This is a genomic window from Flavobacterium sp. CS20 (genome assembly GCF_018080005.1).
Lineage (GTDB): Bacteria > Bacteroidota > Bacteroidia > Flavobacteriales > Flavobacteriaceae > Psychroflexus.
In genome coordinates this window covers 1,596,627-1,612,150 of sequence record NZ_CP073015.1, presented here as the reverse complement: position 1 = coordinate 1,612,150, position 15,524 = coordinate 1,596,627, and the positions used below count along the sequence as shown (strand labels likewise).

At 32.4% G+C, this 15,524-nt stretch carries 16 protein-coding genes; 2 read left to right on the top strand and 14 right to left on the bottom strand.

Annotated elements, in window-relative coordinates; translation table 11 throughout:
• Positions 1 to 260: 260 nt before the first annotated feature.
• From IGB25_RS07610 to IGB25_RS07600, 3 genes are all read right to left on the bottom strand, one after another.
• Positions 261 to 734 (bottom strand): cupin domain-containing protein, encoded by a 474-nt coding sequence (locus tag IGB25_RS07610; protein ID WP_211064498.1) that lies wholly within the window; start codon positions 732 to 734, stop codon positions 261 to 263.
• Positions 735 to 1,023: 289 nt separating this feature from the next.
• Complete coding sequence (locus tag IGB25_RS07605) at positions 1,024 to 1,836, bottom strand: alpha/beta fold hydrolase (RefSeq protein WP_247653447.1); 813 nt, start codon at positions 1,834 to 1,836, stop codon at positions 1,024 to 1,026.
• 187 nt (positions 1,837 to 2,023) lie between these two features.
• The gene (locus IGB25_RS07600; protein ID WP_211064497.1) at positions 2,024 to 2,647 is read right to left on the bottom strand and encodes a flavodoxin; all 624 of its coding nucleotides are present in this window, start codon (positions 2,645 to 2,647) and stop codon (positions 2,024 to 2,026) included.
• A gap of 153 nt (positions 2,648 to 2,800) precedes the next feature.
• On the opposite strand from IGB25_RS07600, the gene IGB25_RS07595 reads away from it, so the two are divergent.
• Positions 2,801 to 3,691, top strand: a complete 891-nt coding sequence (locus IGB25_RS07595) for an AraC family transcriptional regulator (RefSeq protein WP_211064496.1) — start codon at positions 2,801 to 2,803, stop codon at positions 3,689 to 3,691.
• A gap of 279 nt (positions 3,692 to 3,970) precedes the next feature.
• Here the strand turns inward: IGB25_RS07595 and IGB25_RS07590 are convergent, their stop codons facing one another.
• From IGB25_RS07590 to IGB25_RS07555, 8 genes are all read right to left on the bottom strand, one after another.
• Positions 3,971 to 5,122, bottom strand: a complete 1,152-nt coding sequence (locus tag IGB25_RS07590) for an FAD-binding protein (RefSeq protein ID WP_211064495.1) — start codon at positions 5,120 to 5,122, stop codon at positions 3,971 to 3,973.
• Positions 5,123 to 5,156: 34 nt separating this feature from the next.
• Entirely contained in the window at positions 5,157 to 6,356 is a 1,200-nt protein-coding gene (locus tag IGB25_RS07585; RefSeq protein ID WP_211064494.1) for an IS4 family transposase, read from the bottom strand.
• A gap of 86 nt (positions 6,357 to 6,442) precedes the next feature.
• Positions 6,443 to 6,880: an FAD-binding protein gene (locus IGB25_RS07580; protein ID WP_211064493.1), complete on the bottom strand. Its 438-nt coding sequence runs from the start codon at positions 6,878 to 6,880 to the stop codon at positions 6,443 to 6,445.
• Positions 6,873 to 7,796, bottom strand: a complete 924-nt coding sequence (gene nadA / locus IGB25_RS07575; protein WP_211064492.1) for a quinolinate synthase NadA — start codon at positions 7,794 to 7,796, stop codon at positions 6,873 to 6,875. Before nadA ends, IGB25_RS07580 begins: the two co-directional genes overlap by 8 nt.
• Positions 7,797 to 7,802: 6 nt before the next feature.
• Complete coding sequence (locus tag IGB25_RS07570) at positions 7,803 to 9,437, bottom strand: hypothetical protein (RefSeq protein ID WP_211064491.1); 1,635 nt, start codon at positions 9,435 to 9,437, stop codon at positions 7,803 to 7,805.
• 72 nt (positions 9,438 to 9,509) lie between these two features.
• Positions 9,510 to 9,809: a hypothetical protein gene (locus IGB25_RS07565; RefSeq protein WP_211064490.1), complete on the bottom strand. Its 300-nt coding sequence runs from the start codon at positions 9,807 to 9,809 to the stop codon at positions 9,510 to 9,512.
• Between the two features lie 54 nt (positions 9,810 to 9,863).
• On the bottom strand, positions 9,864 to 10,295 hold the full coding sequence (locus tag IGB25_RS07560) for an Rrf2 family transcriptional regulator (RefSeq protein ID WP_211064489.1): 432 nt from the start codon (positions 10,293 to 10,295) through the stop codon (positions 9,864 to 9,866).
• A 391-nt stretch (positions 10,296 to 10,686) separates the two neighbouring features.
• Positions 10,687 to 11,424: a rhomboid family intramembrane serine protease gene (locus IGB25_RS07555; RefSeq protein WP_211064488.1), complete on the bottom strand. Its 738-nt coding sequence runs from the start codon at positions 11,422 to 11,424 to the stop codon at positions 10,687 to 10,689.
• An 87-nt stretch (positions 11,425 to 11,511) separates the two neighbouring features.
• Between IGB25_RS07555 and IGB25_RS07550 the strand changes: the two genes are divergently transcribed.
• Positions 11,512 to 12,792 carry a replication-associated recombination protein A gene (locus IGB25_RS07550; RefSeq protein ID WP_211064487.1) on the top strand — a complete coding sequence of 427 codons (1,281 nt, stop codon included), beginning with the start codon at positions 11,512 to 11,514 and terminating at the stop codon, positions 12,790 to 12,792.
• A gap of 13 nt (positions 12,793 to 12,805) precedes the next feature.
• Here IGB25_RS07550 and IGB25_RS07545 read toward each other — a convergent pair whose 3' ends face one another.
• The 3 genes from IGB25_RS07545 to IGB25_RS07535 are packed head-to-tail and all read right to left on the bottom strand — an operon-like array spanning position 12,806 to position 15,524.
• On the bottom strand, positions 12,806 to 13,567 hold the full coding sequence (locus tag IGB25_RS07545; protein ID WP_211064486.1) for a hypothetical protein: 762 nt from the start codon (positions 13,565 to 13,567) through the stop codon (positions 12,806 to 12,808).
• Between the two features lie 14 nt (positions 13,568 to 13,581).
• Positions 13,582 to 14,262, bottom strand: a complete 681-nt coding sequence (locus IGB25_RS07540; RefSeq protein ID WP_211064485.1) for a YjjG family noncanonical pyrimidine nucleotidase — start codon at positions 14,260 to 14,262, stop codon at positions 13,582 to 13,584.
• Positions 14,256 to 15,524 (bottom strand): carbohydrate esterase, encoded by a 1,269-nt coding sequence (locus tag IGB25_RS07535; RefSeq protein WP_211064484.1) that lies wholly within the window; start codon positions 15,522 to 15,524, stop codon positions 14,256 to 14,258. The genes IGB25_RS07540 and IGB25_RS07535 overlap by 7 nt, the downstream gene beginning before the upstream one ends.

Sequence of the window (15,524 nt, the reverse complement as noted above, 5' to 3'; positions counted from 1 at the left end):
ATTACTAAAATCTGGCAGGTTTTTTTATTTAACAAGTATTCAACTGTTTTAACTTTATAAACCCTATGTTTATGGTTGAGTATATCCCTAAATCATTCTGTTGCTTTTTTAAACTTTTGAAATTTAAAATAGCTCGTTTATAAAAAGATGAAAGTATTATTCGACTACAGATATCTTATATCTATTTGATATTTGCAATTTTTAACTGTAATATAGAAAGTTTTATAAAAAGTTTTAAACCCAATCAAGAAATTTGTAAGTTATTGTTTGAGTTGTTTGGCTACATCATCATAATATTCTTGGGTAAGCACCTCAGTCCAAGTTGTAGGATTATCACCACCATAAATAGCCAAATAAGTCACATCACTTTCTTTAGTTGAAGCGTGCCAGTGTTCCGTATCTTTTTTACATTTAATGACATCACCCGCTTTAAGAATTATAGGGTCTTTTCCTCTTTCTTGGTAATAGCCTTCGCCTTCAACATAAATTAGAACTTGAATAGAGGTGTGTTTATGCCAGTCTAGCGTTGAGTTTGCCTTAAAATTAGCCTTTGTGATGTGAAAGTTTAAATCTCCTTTCACTTCTAGCACCCCATTTAACCAAGCCTCGCCAATATAGTGTGTGTTTGGTGCCTTAAAGCCTTCTTCGTGAAACGTTGAAACGCTGTATTCCTTTGATTGAGCAGATAAAAGCATAGGAATAATAAATAATAATACTGTAATTAGATTTTTCATTTTTATTTAGTTTTAATTTAATCTTTTTTTGTTGAGCCAATCGTACATAAGATTGGCAATTTCCTGATTGTTTAAGTCCGACATTGGGAAATGCGTATTTCCTTGTATACCAATTTCGGGCAGTACCACTAGTGTTACATCTCCTCCAGCATTGTTTACAGTTCTTGTCCACTTTCGAGCCATTTGAAGTGAGGCACGCCATTGCTCCTTACCAGGATTCTCAACTTCTTTTTCAGGGATGTAATCTCCGTAATAAATAATTATGGGAATTTTCGTTAGTTTTTTGAACTCACTTGATACTTACTCCTCGAGCACTTAATATGCCTCCTACATAAGGAATAGGTTTAGGTACAGCACCATTAGGGAATACAAAATTGCTCCCTGGCTCGTAAGACACTATTGCTTTTATATTTTCATTTTTAAGAGCTGTTAACCAACCTTGACCTCCACTATGCGAGTGGGTAACCAATATTCCCTCTCCAATTTTGTCAAATAAAGCAGAAACGGCATCGGTATTTATGTCGATATTTAAAGGACCTGTATCTGGAGTGCATCGGCGAAAAAATTGATTAAGTGCCTTTGGTTCTTTAGAAAACTGAATATTTGGGTAAAATGTGGTTCCTTCCCCCATTCTGAAAATACCAAACCAAAGTTGATCCTCTGTTCTTGCTTCCAATTTTATAGGCTTTAAACTCTGACCTGCAAGACCTCTTCTGGGTTGGTCTAATAAATAAACAGGAAATCCTTTTCTTAGAAAAATACTTTGAAAACCTTCACGCCCATCTGGGGTAGTTTGCCAAGTTCGCATCGATTGACCATATCCGTGCCAGAACACAAGTGGTAATTTTCGATGTTCTACAGGAATTTGGTAAAAAACAGAGGCGTGGTCACCGTGTAATGTCTGCCCTTCTGTACTTTGATTTGAAGGATTAAAAGCTCCATCAGCGATAGGATCAAAATTTCCTGTGCTTTTCTTTATACTGCCTCCCACGGCAAAAGCTCCTTGAGCTTCTATTATGAGCGGTTTCTTATTATTTTCCTGAGCATTGCTTGAGGTTATAAAAAACAAAAGGAATAGTATTGATAGTATATATGTTTTCATTTTGTTGATTTTAATTGAAAATATAAATTTAGCAAGAATAATACAATTAATTTTACACGGATTACGTAAGTCCTTACCAATATTACCGATTTTAGATAATTTTGCTTTCAGTAAAACCGATGAACTACTATCTTTCTTGTTGAATTATTTTATTTTCAATGCTTTCATTTTATTTATGATTTAACTATTAAAAGCCTATTTTTTGTAACCAGAAAGTTACTTGTTTTTTTACTTGAATTAATTTTTCACCTTCCATTACAAATAAAATACCATCGCGCTCAACGCCACCTTTTGTTGAGAAACCTTCTAAAATGGTCGAATCAGAACAGAGTTCTTCAACTGTATCAAAACCACTGCCTACACCATAGCCTGCGTTGGTATTAAACGGGATAATTGTTTTCCCGTTTAAATCATTTTCCGACAAGAAACTTTTCTTTGGTGGTGGCATTTGCATATCCCAAGTAGGGAAGCCAATAAAAATCGTGTCATTATTATCCAAATCGTTAATTTTGGTTTTTAATTCAGGCAAAAAACCTTCATCATTTTCACGATCGACTTGTGCTACAATTTTTTGATAGTTTTCTGGATAGGGGTTGACTAACCCTAAGGAAACCAAATTTCCACCAACTTTTTTTTGAATGATTTTAGCAACGGCTTCTGTGTTTTTGGTTCTAGACAGAAAAACAATTAATATATTTCTTTGCGTTCTATCTTTAATTTCAATTTGTTTTTTTGAAGTTTCACTTTGATTTTGGTTACAAGTAAAAACATTCATAAAAGACAATACAAGAATTAAGAAAGACGTTTTCATCTTTGACACTATTTTTCATTTATGCAAAGATGTGTAAATTTACAATAGGCATCTTTATACCAATTACAGGTTGATATACCAATATTACTGATTTTGCTCATTTTTAATGATTGAATTATTTTTTTGACTAATTTTGAGTAATAATTTTAAGTTATGGAATACGATTTTAAAACTGTTAGTGACTATAATAATTTCAATCAACACGAAACCTTTCATCCATTGGTAAATGTTATTGATTTTTCGAAAGCGGACAAACGTTCTGGTTCTAAAATGTATTTTGATTTATACTGTGTGTTTTTGAAAGATGTAAAATGCGGTGATTTAAAATATGGAAAACAAACTTATGATTATCAAGAAGGAACTTTGGTATTTGTGTCTCCTGGACAAGTTATTGACGTCCTAAATAAAACCGATGAATACCAACCTATGGGTAACGGATTGGTGTTTCATCCCGATTTGTTACTAGGAATGCCCTTGGCAGGTATGATGAATGATTATAATTTTTTTCATTACCAATCCAGTGAAGCCTTACATATATCGCAAAAAGAAAAGCAAATTATAATGGAGTGTTTTTCAAAAATTAGTTATGAACTCCAACAAAATGTAGATAAACACAGCAAAAAGTTAATCACTTCCAATATAGAGCTGTTTTTAAATTACTGCGACCGTTTTTACGACCGTCAATTTATCACTCGAGAGCATATAAACTCTGATATATTATCGGATTTTGAAGTTTTACTCAATGATTATTTTAAATCTGACAAAGCCACAGAAATTGGGTTTCCTATGGTGCAATATTTTGCAGAGTGTTTGAATTTGTCTTCTAATTATTTTGGTGATTTAATCAAAAAAGAAATCGGCAAATCTGCACAAGATTATATTCAATCTAAAGTCATTAATGTCGCTAAAGAACGTATTTATGATGAGAGTAAATCTATTAGTGAAATAGCTTACGAATTAGGCTTTAGTTATCCACAACACTTTACCCGTCTGTTTAAACAAAAAGTTGGTGTAAGTCCAAAAGAGTTTAGAAGTATAAATTAATTTTTTTCATAGTGTTTGGAAAACCAACCCCAGCAAAAACAGTAATTTCTGTTGAAGTTTCTTGAGCCTTTTCTGCAAGCTCCTGGTTATCATTATATAATGGATTTGTTTAATTTACCCAAAGTGTATCATAAAAAAGTTGATTGACTTATGATTTGAAACAGTGAATGAAAATTTTACCGGCGAAAAATCCGATCGGTCCAAAAATAACGCCCGTAATATGGCGTCACATATTTTTATGAAAATATATATGGCAAGGCAAGAGCGGTAGGGTTTGATTTAAGTGATTATTTTTTTATTACCTAATGATTTTTGTTTCATCTTTTTTTGAAGTAAATATTGAACATTTTTTAAAATAACTTTGGTTTCAAAAACTTCAGGGTGTGATTTTAATGATGTTGTTGTTGCGTTGAATTTTTTAATTAAGACATCAGTTTTGTGAACATATTTTTTGAAGTTATTATTTTCAAAAGCTAAGCTTAGTAATTGTTTTGCCGTTTCTTTACATTGACTTAAATATTCCTTTTGAGTTACAGACAAAACTGAAAAAGGAGTGTCTGAAACTAAAGAAACATATGATTTACCTCTATTAAATCTTTTTCTTTTGGCAATAGTTTTCGACGCTGAATTAGCAAAATACAAGGATTCTAAAAGGGAATTTGAGGCTAATCGGTTATCGCCATGTAATCCAGTATAAGCACATTCACCAATCGCAAAAACACCTTTTTCTGAAGATTCTCCATTCAAGTTGACTTGTATTCCTCCGCATTGGTAATGTGCAGCTGGTTTTATAGGGACATGATCCGTGCATAAATCATAGCCATAAGATTTGCAGGTTTTATAAATATAAGGAAGTGCTTCGGGAATGGTTTCACAGTTTAAATGTGTAAAATCTAAATATATATTTTCGTTATTCTGATGTGATATTTCTTTCCAAATGGCGTTAGAAACAATATCTCTTGGGGCTAATTCACCTCTTGTATCATATTTAAAAACAAAACGTTGATGGTTTTCGTTTATCAAATGAGCACCTAAACCCCTGGCGACTTCTGAAATTAAAAAACTAGGATTGATGTTGATGCCATTAAAAGAAGTAGGATGAAATTGAATTTTCTCAAAATCTTTAATTTTTAATCCTAATTGATGAGCAAAATATATACCTTCTCCAATACTTCCTAAACTATTTGTTGTTTGAGGAAAAAGTTGACCACAGCCACCTGTTGCAATAACAACATGATTTGCAGAATATTGATAATATTGTTTTGAATTTAAATTAGCCACTTTGAGTTTAAAGCCATTATCAGTTTTTACAATATTTTCAACTTGGTGGTATTCTAATATTTGTATTGATGGAATTTTTTTAATTTTTTCCATTGTTGTCCGATAAAAATCTAAATTACTAAAAAAATCTTTTGTATCGCCTAATTTCACTGTGTAGCTTTAGTATTTTAAAAATAGAACCTCCTTATGGGTCAAAAAGGCTTAATTGACCTATATTTTTTGTTGTAATATCTTCCCATTTTGCTTCTGGATTTTTAAGGAATTTGAACAAATCAATATAGGTCATTAAATGATATCGTATCACGGACATCATATTAGAATATGCCCATTTTCTTTCTGCTTTTCTCTGAATGACAAGCATTATTAGTTGTATGATTAAGCTGACCCATATCTGTATCTCGATGGCATTTTGATTATCTCCAAGAAAATACTTTAGCGGGAAGTTTTGTTTAAGGCGTTTGAACATAGTCTCGATTTGCCACCTGTTCTTGTAGATCTCGGCAATTTTATCTGCCTGAAGTTCATAATTGTTGGTAATGAACTCATAAACTTTTTGGTGTTTATCGTACCAAAAAGCTATTCTTCTAAGGTAAAATGGCTTACCGTCATTGTCTTTGAGTTCTATTTTTTCGTCCTTTAGGACAGCATCATCTACCGTGTCGGGAATATCAAACTCTTCAAGGCTTGTATAACGGGCATTGTCTTTTTGTCTGGTCACAAAGTAAATATTCTCTAAGGTCCATTTTTGGTATTGTTTATAATCCACATAACCTTTATCAAAGACGACATAAGAACCTTTCTTGAGTTCAAGATCCTTTAAAAAGGTATGGTCATGGGTTGCGGCATTTGAGAACTTTATCAGACAGGGCACATCTTCCATAGCATTTATCATAGTGTGCATCTTGATACCACCTTTCTTTTTGCCGTTGAGTGAGTTTCTACCTACACCTTTAAGAATGTCACTAAAGAGTGTTATAGTTGATGAATCAACAATTTTAAGGTCTTTTACAGCTGGTTCATAAGTTCTGCTGTCCGACAAAAATCGGTGGTAACGTTTATAGAGTAAATGGTAAATATCAGCAAATACTGATGAGCTTCTTCTCCTGTTGGCGTCAGATAATGTGCTTCGCTTTGGGAAATCTTTTAGCCCCAAATGGTTGATTTTTCCTTCACAAGCAAGCATAATACTCGATACTTCACGAAGCGAGCTACAACCACTAATGACAGTGAAAATCATAGTAACTAAATGCTCATAAGTAGTGAACTTTTTAGTGTATCTGTCGCTGTTATGCTTTTCGGCTGTCCGATAAACATCGTTGGGTAAAATAAAATTTAAAACCTGTTTGATAATGGGTTGACCGCTGAAATTTTTACTTTTGTTCATATCTCTTTTTTTTTGCGAAAGATGAAGATATAAAAAAGTGGGAAATCCTGTATTGGAAATCCCACTTTAAAATATTTTATCGGACACTAATGAATTTTTTCTAAAAGACATTGATGCAGACTTTTGCCTGTTTGATCTTTGGTATGTAAAATTCTATGATACTGATGTCCACCTTCTTTGTGTAAATCAAATCGATTTCCATTTTTATCAAATTTCAATCCCCAATTCAATAAATCTTGAATGCGATTTGGAGCGTCTTTTATCACCTTTTCTATCACTTCATAGTTTCCTTTTTTATGACCAGCTAAATAAGTATCGTTGATATGAGATTCAAAACTATCTTTAGTATTAAATTTCACCGAAGCAATACCACCTTGAGCCAGACGAGTATTGCAGGTATTAATTTCACTTTTAGCGAGTATTTTTATATTGAGATCAGGGCTTAAATTGTTCAGATATAATGCAAAGCTCAAACCACCAATACCAGCTCCAATAACTATTATGTCAGTGTTTTTCTCAAGCATAACTCAACATTTTTTTTAGAGGTGTCAAAGCTTTTTGAGCGATAGTAGCATCTAAATTAATTTCAGGAGTTTCATTTTTTAAACACAGATAGAGTTTTTCTAAAGTATTGACTTTCATAAAAGCACATTCACTACAAGCACAGGTATTATCTTCTTGAATAGGGGCTGGAATCAATTTTTTATCAGGCACTTCTTTTTGCATTTGGTGTAGAATACCAGCTTCAGTGCCTACAATGAATACTTTGTGAGAATCTTCTTTGACATACTTCAACAGTTTAGAGGTCGAGCCTATAAAATGTGCAATTTTCAGAATTTCTGTTTTGCTCTCAGGATGAGCTATTATTTGGGCATCAGGATATTCAATCGTTAAATCTAAAATTTTATCATAACAAAAAGCTTCGTGAACCACACAAGTGCCATTCCATAGTAACATCTTCCTCCCCGTTTCTTTTATTAAATAGTCACCTAAATTTTTGTCTGGGGCAAATATAATTTTGTCTTGTTTTGGCAAACTTTTGATGACATCAATGGCATTAGAAGATGTACATACATAGTCACTCATCGCTTTTATTTCAGCACTACAGTTGATGTAAGTCACAACTTTATGGTCAGGATGTGCTTCTATAAATTTCTTAAAATCTTTGGTTAAACAAGAATCTGCTAATGAACAACCAGCATTTAGGTCAGGCAATAAAACTTTTTTTTGAGGATTTAAAATTTTAGCGGTTTCAGCCATAAAATGAACCCCAGCAAAAACAATAATTTCTGCTGAAGTTTCTTGAGCCTTTTTTGCAAGCTCAAGGCTATCACCTATATAATCAGCAATATCTTGTATAGATTCATTTTGATAATAATGTGCCAAAATGACTGCATTTTTCTTGGATTTTAAATTTTGTATTTCAGTTGGAATATTCATAATTCATTATATTAAACATTTATCATTATTGCAAAATTTCTCTCCTATACCATCTTCAAAAGATTGAATGCTAAAATCGGTTTTCATCTTCGATTTCATTTCAGTATATTTTTCTTTTGAAATGGCTTCATAAGGCATTTGAGCGTAAGCACCCATTTCTAATTTAGGCAAAAAGCTAATCGATTTAAGTGAATATTTAAAAAATTCTAAAATCGGTTGAATTTGATCGGCTTCTTCTGGTTTAAAGGTAACGGTGCAAGACACTTGATTGTCAGACCAAAAGCGTTGTAAAAATGAGGCTAAACTCACTTGTTCCCATATGCTAATTTCGTTTAGGCATTTTCCTTCATTGTGAATAGGAAAAGAGACTACCGCAGAACTCGTATCCATAACATCATCTTCAATATGCAAACCTGCATCGTTGAGCTGAGGTATAAGTTTTGAGTTTTTAGCAATTCTAATTCTTCGGATGTAATATTTAAATTCTGGATAATGACAACCTGGATTTACACCAGCCAAAAGGCTTACCGTTCCAGAGGGTTTTACACTTGTTGTTTTAATGCTTTTAGGCACACACAACCAAGAGGAATAAATTTCATCCCAACTTTGGATTTCGTTATAACCTGTTTCTAACCAATCTCTAAAAATTTCTAAGGAATGTTTTTCTATAAAATTAGTCACTCCCGTTACTGAAGTCCCAATACGACGGTTGCGTTTTTGAACCCGATTGGTTTCGTGCCAAGTGGTATTGACCAATGTTGCGGTTTTGCCAACGAGATAGGCAAATTTGAGAGTTCTTAAATAATCTTCTTTACTCTCTGCTCGAGACGGAAAAGTTTCTACCAAACAGCACAACTCATAGCTTTCTAAAGATTGTTCTCCACAAGGATTGGTGCCAACAGCTTTATGATCTTTATGGTCTGCGGGATCACACATTCGTGAATGCGAGCGGATATTATCCATAAAGATATAACCAGGTTCGCCATTAATAGCCGTTTGTTTTGCCACATCTTCAAAATCAGTGTGATTATTTACAAAAACGCTGTTGTTGGATGCCCATCCGTATGCCGCACGATGAGCATTTTCGCCAACATAAGTTTGTTTGTCGTTGTCCCATCGGTAATCTTTGAGTTTGCGATATTCGGTATTGTCGGCATCGCCTAAAGCGATTTGTGCGGTTCGTCTCACATTACCTGCTACAACACATTGACCAATCATATTCATAATGTCAGTTATGGCTGTAATGCTGATTTTGTGGTGATCCAGTTGATTTAAAGTTTCCCTGATTTGATTGTGCAGTCGTTCAAGCGGTTGAGGTCCAGATGAAATACCACCAAAACCTTTTATAGGCTCACCAGCTTTTCTGATTTGAGAATAATCAAATTCAATGTGATGTGTAGGTTGTTTATTGAAATGTTGTCCAAAATAAGAAGCCAATAACAATTCTAAACTTTTAACCCAGCCTTCACGCGTATCGGGAATCACATAAGTTTCTGCTTGTTTTTGGGGTTGGTGGATAACTACTTTATTTTTACCCAAAACATCAAAACCCACACCAACACCAACCATACTCATATCCATCATAAATGTAAAGGGTTTAACCGCATCTACAATGCTATTTCCCATATCTTTAGTTGACACAAATGCACAGTTAAACAAAGCTTGTCCGACTTTTTTTTCGTGAATAATAGGGGTTCCGAGAGCCCACAACATTCAGTAAGGTGGCAAAAATTTCATCCTAAACATACGGTCGTACATTTCTTGAGCCGAACGTTGAGCTTTGGTGTCGTTCCAACCCAATTCATTTTTTAAAATGTGTTCTTTTTGCAAGCTATAACAACCTTCTACAACCCGTCTAATCGTTTCAAACCATTTTTCGTTTTCTCCATTTTCTTTTAAACGCGAATAGGTGCGGTGGTAGGTGAGTTGCCCTAAACCATTAAAACCAAAATCAGGCTTTTTGCTTTTGTATTTTTCAATAAAATCTTGGTTGAGTTTGAAGTTGAGTTTCATAGTTTTTAAATTTAGGATAAAAGGATATCAATATCTTTATATGAGTTAAAAAAATTATTCTTTAAAATATGCTTTTTTAGTGTTTACACGTTTGGCTACAGTATAAATGTCAGTCGAATTTAATCTGTTTTTCAGAGATTTTCTTTCTTTTTTGATTTGATGATGAAGCACGCAAGGGTTTTCATCTTGACATTCGCCAAAACCTAATAAACAGCCTTCTAAAATTTTAGAACCATCAATTGCTCTAACTATATCACCAATGAAAACATCTCGATTTTTGTCTAAATAAAACCCACCAGTTCGTCCCCGTACACTTTTTAATAAACCTGCTTTTGTCAACTGTTGTAATATTTTAGCAGTAAAAGCTTTAGGTGAATCAATGGCTTCGCTAATGGAATCTAAACCGATAAGTTCTTTAGATTTTGCTTGTTTAAAGGCAATAAAAGTCATTATTTTGATAGCGTATTCACAGCTTTTTGAAAACATCGGTTCAATTTTACAACAAATATAAACAAGTTTATAAAAGGACAATGATATCCGTAATACAATTATTAACAATCCTATGAACAAAGCACCTTTAAAACGCCAAATGTTATTTTAAAAGTTTTCTGTATGTAAAGGATTCTTGAAATATTCGTCGATGTTATACCTTTTATCTTTAATGATATTATTCATTCAAATTGGTGTAAATTAATCAAAATCAATCTTTATCATAAAGTCAGTAGCTTTGGATATGGGGAGCGAAGGTTTTGGAATACACCACAGCATTATAAATATGCTTGAACATACTTGATATATCCCAATGAAAGTAAAAACACAATCGCTTAATGTTGCCGTGGCTACTGGTTTATTTTTGTATGAATTGGTAAGGTAAAAATTATTCAATTCCATCCTTGTTTTTTTTAATGTGGTATATCACATTTATTTCATCATCTTTTTTATCCTGATCATCATTATTTTTATCAGGATTAAAGTTTCCTTCATCATCAAAAAGTTGCATAAACTCGTCTTCTTCAGCATTGTAATCTTGCTTTTCCCATTCATATTTTGGTTTCACTAAATTATTGGTTTTATATACAAAAGCTAAACCTAACCCGACGACAAATCCTGATAAATGCCCTTCCCAAGACATGCCTACTTTTCCTGGAAATAAGCCCCAAACCAAACTACCATAAATAAAGACAACACTTAATGATAAGGCAACCAACCTATAGTATTTTGAAAAAATACCCTTGAAGAACAAAAAAGAAGCCAAAACATAAACCAATCCACTGGCACCAATATGATAACTCGGTCTGCCAATGAGCCAAGTTAATAAGCCTGTGATAAAAATACCCCACAAAATAACTGGTTTACTAATTTTTCTATAAAAGTAAAACAAAGTCATACTTAATAACAAAAGAGGCACAGAATTATTAAACAAATGTTTTAGACTACTATGGATAAATGTAGAAAATATAATTCCTTTTAAGCCTTCAATTTTCTGAGGATAAATGCCGTAGGTAGTAAAATTTAAATTATACTTAATCTCAATCCAATAAACTATCCATATCAAAAGGACTAATCCTAATGGATAAATCAAAACATCGTGAGTATATTTAAAAGATTTTGACATAAAATGATTGATGACATAAATATATCAATTTCATTTCCAAGTCCACAATTTCTGTAATAATGTCACTAAAATTGTAAATTTGTAGTTATGAACACACCTTTGGCAGAAAGACTTCGACCTAAAAAACTTTCAGACTACATTGGGCAAGACCATTTGGTAGGCGATAATGGTTTAATTTCAAAAATTGTAGCACAACAAAGCTTGCCATCGCTTATTTTTTGGGAATCACCTGGTATCGGTAAAACGACTTTAGCACAAATTATTGCTAATGAAATCAACAGACCATTTTATAAATTAAGTGCCATTAATAGTGGTGTAAAAGATATTCGTGCTGTGATTGAAAAAGCAAAACAATCTCAAGGGATGTTCAGTCAAAACTCACCGATTTTATTTATTGACGAAATTCACCGCTTTAGCAAATCTCAACAAGATTCATTGCTCGAAGCCGTTGAAAAAGCTTGGATAACGTTAATAGGAGCAACCACAGAAAATCCCAGTTTTGAAGTGATTTCAGCTCTATTGTCGAGATGTCAAATTTATACCTTAAAATCATTTGGTAAAAATGAACTCAAAACACTCCTTGATAAAGCACTTTCTGAAGATGAGGTTTTAAAGACTTTAGATATCCAAATTAAAGAAAATCAAGCTTTGTTTAGATTAAGCGGTGGTGATGCTAGAAAATTGCTCAATATTTTAGAATTGGTGATTAGCCAACAAAATCCAAAGCATAAAATTATTATTGACGATAAAAGTGTTTATAAAATTGTTCAAGAAAAACCTTTAAAATACGACAAATCAGGCGAACAACATTATGACATTATTTCAGCGTTCATTAAATCTATTAGAGGTAGCGACCCTAATGCTGGGGTTTATTGGTTAGCCAGAATGCTTGAAGGTGGTGAAGACATCAAGTTCATTGCCCGACGACTCATTATTTTGGCATCTGAAGATATTGGTCTGGCAAATCCCACAGCATTGGTGATAGCTAATAATACTTTTCAGGCTATAAATATTATAGGTATGCCAGAAGCTAGGATTATTTTAAGTCAATGCGTGATTTATCTCGTCGCTTCACCCAAAAGTAATTCAGCTTATATGGCTATCAATAAAGCTCAAGATTTAGTTAAACAGACAGGAGATTTAGATGTACCATTGTCATTAAGAAATGCACCGACAAAATTGATGAAAGATTTAGATTACGGCAAAGCTTATCCATACGCACACGATTATGATGGAAACTTTGCATATCATAATTTTATGCCAGATGAAATATCTTCTGAAAGTTTATACCAAACGTCAAACAATCCGAAAGAAAAACATTTTAAGGATTTTCTAAAACGACGCTGGAAAGATAAATATGAGTTTTGAAATATTAGGGTATTTATTGCTTTTTAAACTCTAATTTTTGAACTGTATCTTCTTCCTTTGCAAGATATTCAACAATTAAATTTCCATTAGCGTCAAAAAAAGCGAGACCATCAATATCAGCAGAGTCAAAACTATAGCTTCCTTGACCAGCATATTCTAAATTGGCAAAAATAGTTTTACCTTTGTCGGTAAAAATGGTGTAGTTATCATCTTTTTGGAGCGACCAATAGGTTTGACCATACAGTTGATAGGCATTGGCACGTTCTTCAAAAGGTATTTTTTCTTTAGTTTCTTTGTTATCAGAATTTATCTCAGAAATATTAGACACTTGTTTTTCATTTGAAGTTTTTAGAAATAAAGATGAATCTACTTGAAATTTTTCTAAAGCTCTATTAAGGGCTTGTTGGTAGGCTTCTTTAAAGGGTTTTAATCGGCTTGTGCCTTCACTTTGATAAACCAGCTTTCCAAAGCAATCTTTAAGTTCAAAAATTAATGTTGTTGTAAATATACCTTTGTCTTCCTTGACATTTGCATTTAAAGCAAGGCATCTATTAAGTTTAATTTTTTGTGGTTTTTCTTCGCCTTCATTCATATACACTTCAAAACCAACTTCTTTCAACCTTAACCTAGTCAAGACATTGAGTTGATATTCATTTACTTCATCTAAAAAGCCATATTGAACCGGCACAATGATGTATTGGTATTTTTTTTCAGGGGTTTGGCTAAATGTTTTAAAACAAAATAGGACTAAAATTAAAACTAAAATCTTTTTCATACTAATTAAATAATTTATAATACGTTTTTTAAATCTATTAACCGCTCAACATAATCGATGTCAAAATTAGGTTTTTTGCCAAAATAAATCGCTGGTATTCCGAAATCTTTAGCACCTTGGATATCGGCTTCTAAACTGTCTCCAATCATAAGACTTTTGCTTTGATGTGTTTTTGCTTTTCTTAAAGCGTGTTCAAATATGCGTTTATCAGGTTTTTTGTAGCCTGAACCTTCAGCTGTGGTTACCGTTTCAAAAAAATGATCAATTTTTGAAGACTTTATTTTTTTGTGTTGAACTTTTTCAAAGCCATTGGTAATGATATGTAATCTATATTTGGTTGCTAAATAATTTAAGATCTGTTCTGCATCGGGAAAGAGATTGGTTTGATCGGATAAATTGTTGATATATTCTTCGGCAACTAAGTCGATGAGTTTTTTATCACTTTCAATATTTAAAGCATCAAAGACTTCTTTGAGTCTGTAGTATCTCAAACTTTCAGAGTCAATTTGATTTTTGCGATACAAATCCCAATATTTCATATTCACAGGTTTGTACAAACGCAAAAACGAATTTAAATTGATGTTGAGATTATGCTTTTCAAAAATTAAATTGAAAGTGATTTCTGAATTTTTTTCAAAATCCCATAAAGTGTGATCCAAATCAAAAAAAATATCACTTGGTTGCTGTGCTAGCATGTCTTGAGGTGTTTTGTGATTTGGTAAATTTTTTGTTTAAATTCAGTATTTGAAAAATCTTCATTGCTAATCAGTAAATTATATGAACAATTCAGTTCATTTTTTATAGAATAAAACTTTTCGATGTCTGTATTTTTAAGTGCTTGACTGCTTGCAAAAAATGGGTGTATTTCAATCGGTGAAGCCTGTTCTAAGTTTAAGTCGTAAAACAAAAAAGAATGAGATGTGCCTGCTCTATAACCAATATGGTCAGAATATCCCATCGAGAAATCTTTTTTGATATTTGTTTTGTCTAAACTTATATAGAAATCAGGGAAATTTAATTCATAATCTTTTATCATAATGCTTTCTAACTCACGATTAGATATTTTCTCAAAACGGTCAATTTCTTTATTTAAAATATCAAACTCATGTATTGCTTCATGACTTGGCATTAAACCAATTTCACAATAATCTCCCATAGACTTTATAAGTTTTTGATATATTTTTTTTCTATGGTTGATATTTTTTGTGTTTATGCTATAATCGCCTAGTAAAAACATAAACTTCATATCAACATTATAATCATTTTTAAATCTAATGAGTTCATCATAAACATCAAAAGGGTCATTATTTGAATAAAACCAAGTTTTTATTCTTGAATAGACATCACTAAATTTTAATTGAATAGTGTCACCAACAAAGCCAGCAATGCTTCTTGAAATTCCATATTTTCTGTATTTAAAAGCTTTTTCTACGGCAACAATTATATTGACTTGAGATGAGTTTGAATTTAAATTAATGTCTTTAAACTTGTTTTGTAAAATTTTTGAAAACACGTCTATCCAAATATTAACGATCGGTTTTTGTAGAAAGCCATTTTTATAAGCGAGACTTTCTTGTGCGGGAAAGTCTCCTATGCGATTTTTGACATGCGGTAAATACTCTTCATAACGTGTTAATAGAAAGAAGCTGCAAAGAAAAATATCATAAGGAATATCACTTTGTAAAGAAGTTTTAAAAAAATAAGGTTCACCTTGCCAAATAGATACGTTGATTTCTAAATCATTAACACCTTGTTCTTGAAGCAGACCACAGGCTTGAATAAAAACCTCGTTACCTAATCTTTGATTGGCATAAGAAAATTTTGCTCCTTTATAAGCTATAAAAGTTTCTATTTTTGTTGTAAAGTTGATTTTAAATCCCAAAATACGTTTACAGACCTGCCTAAATGTGTAATTTATGCGAGGTGTAATTTCTGGTACGTATATTAATATTTCCAT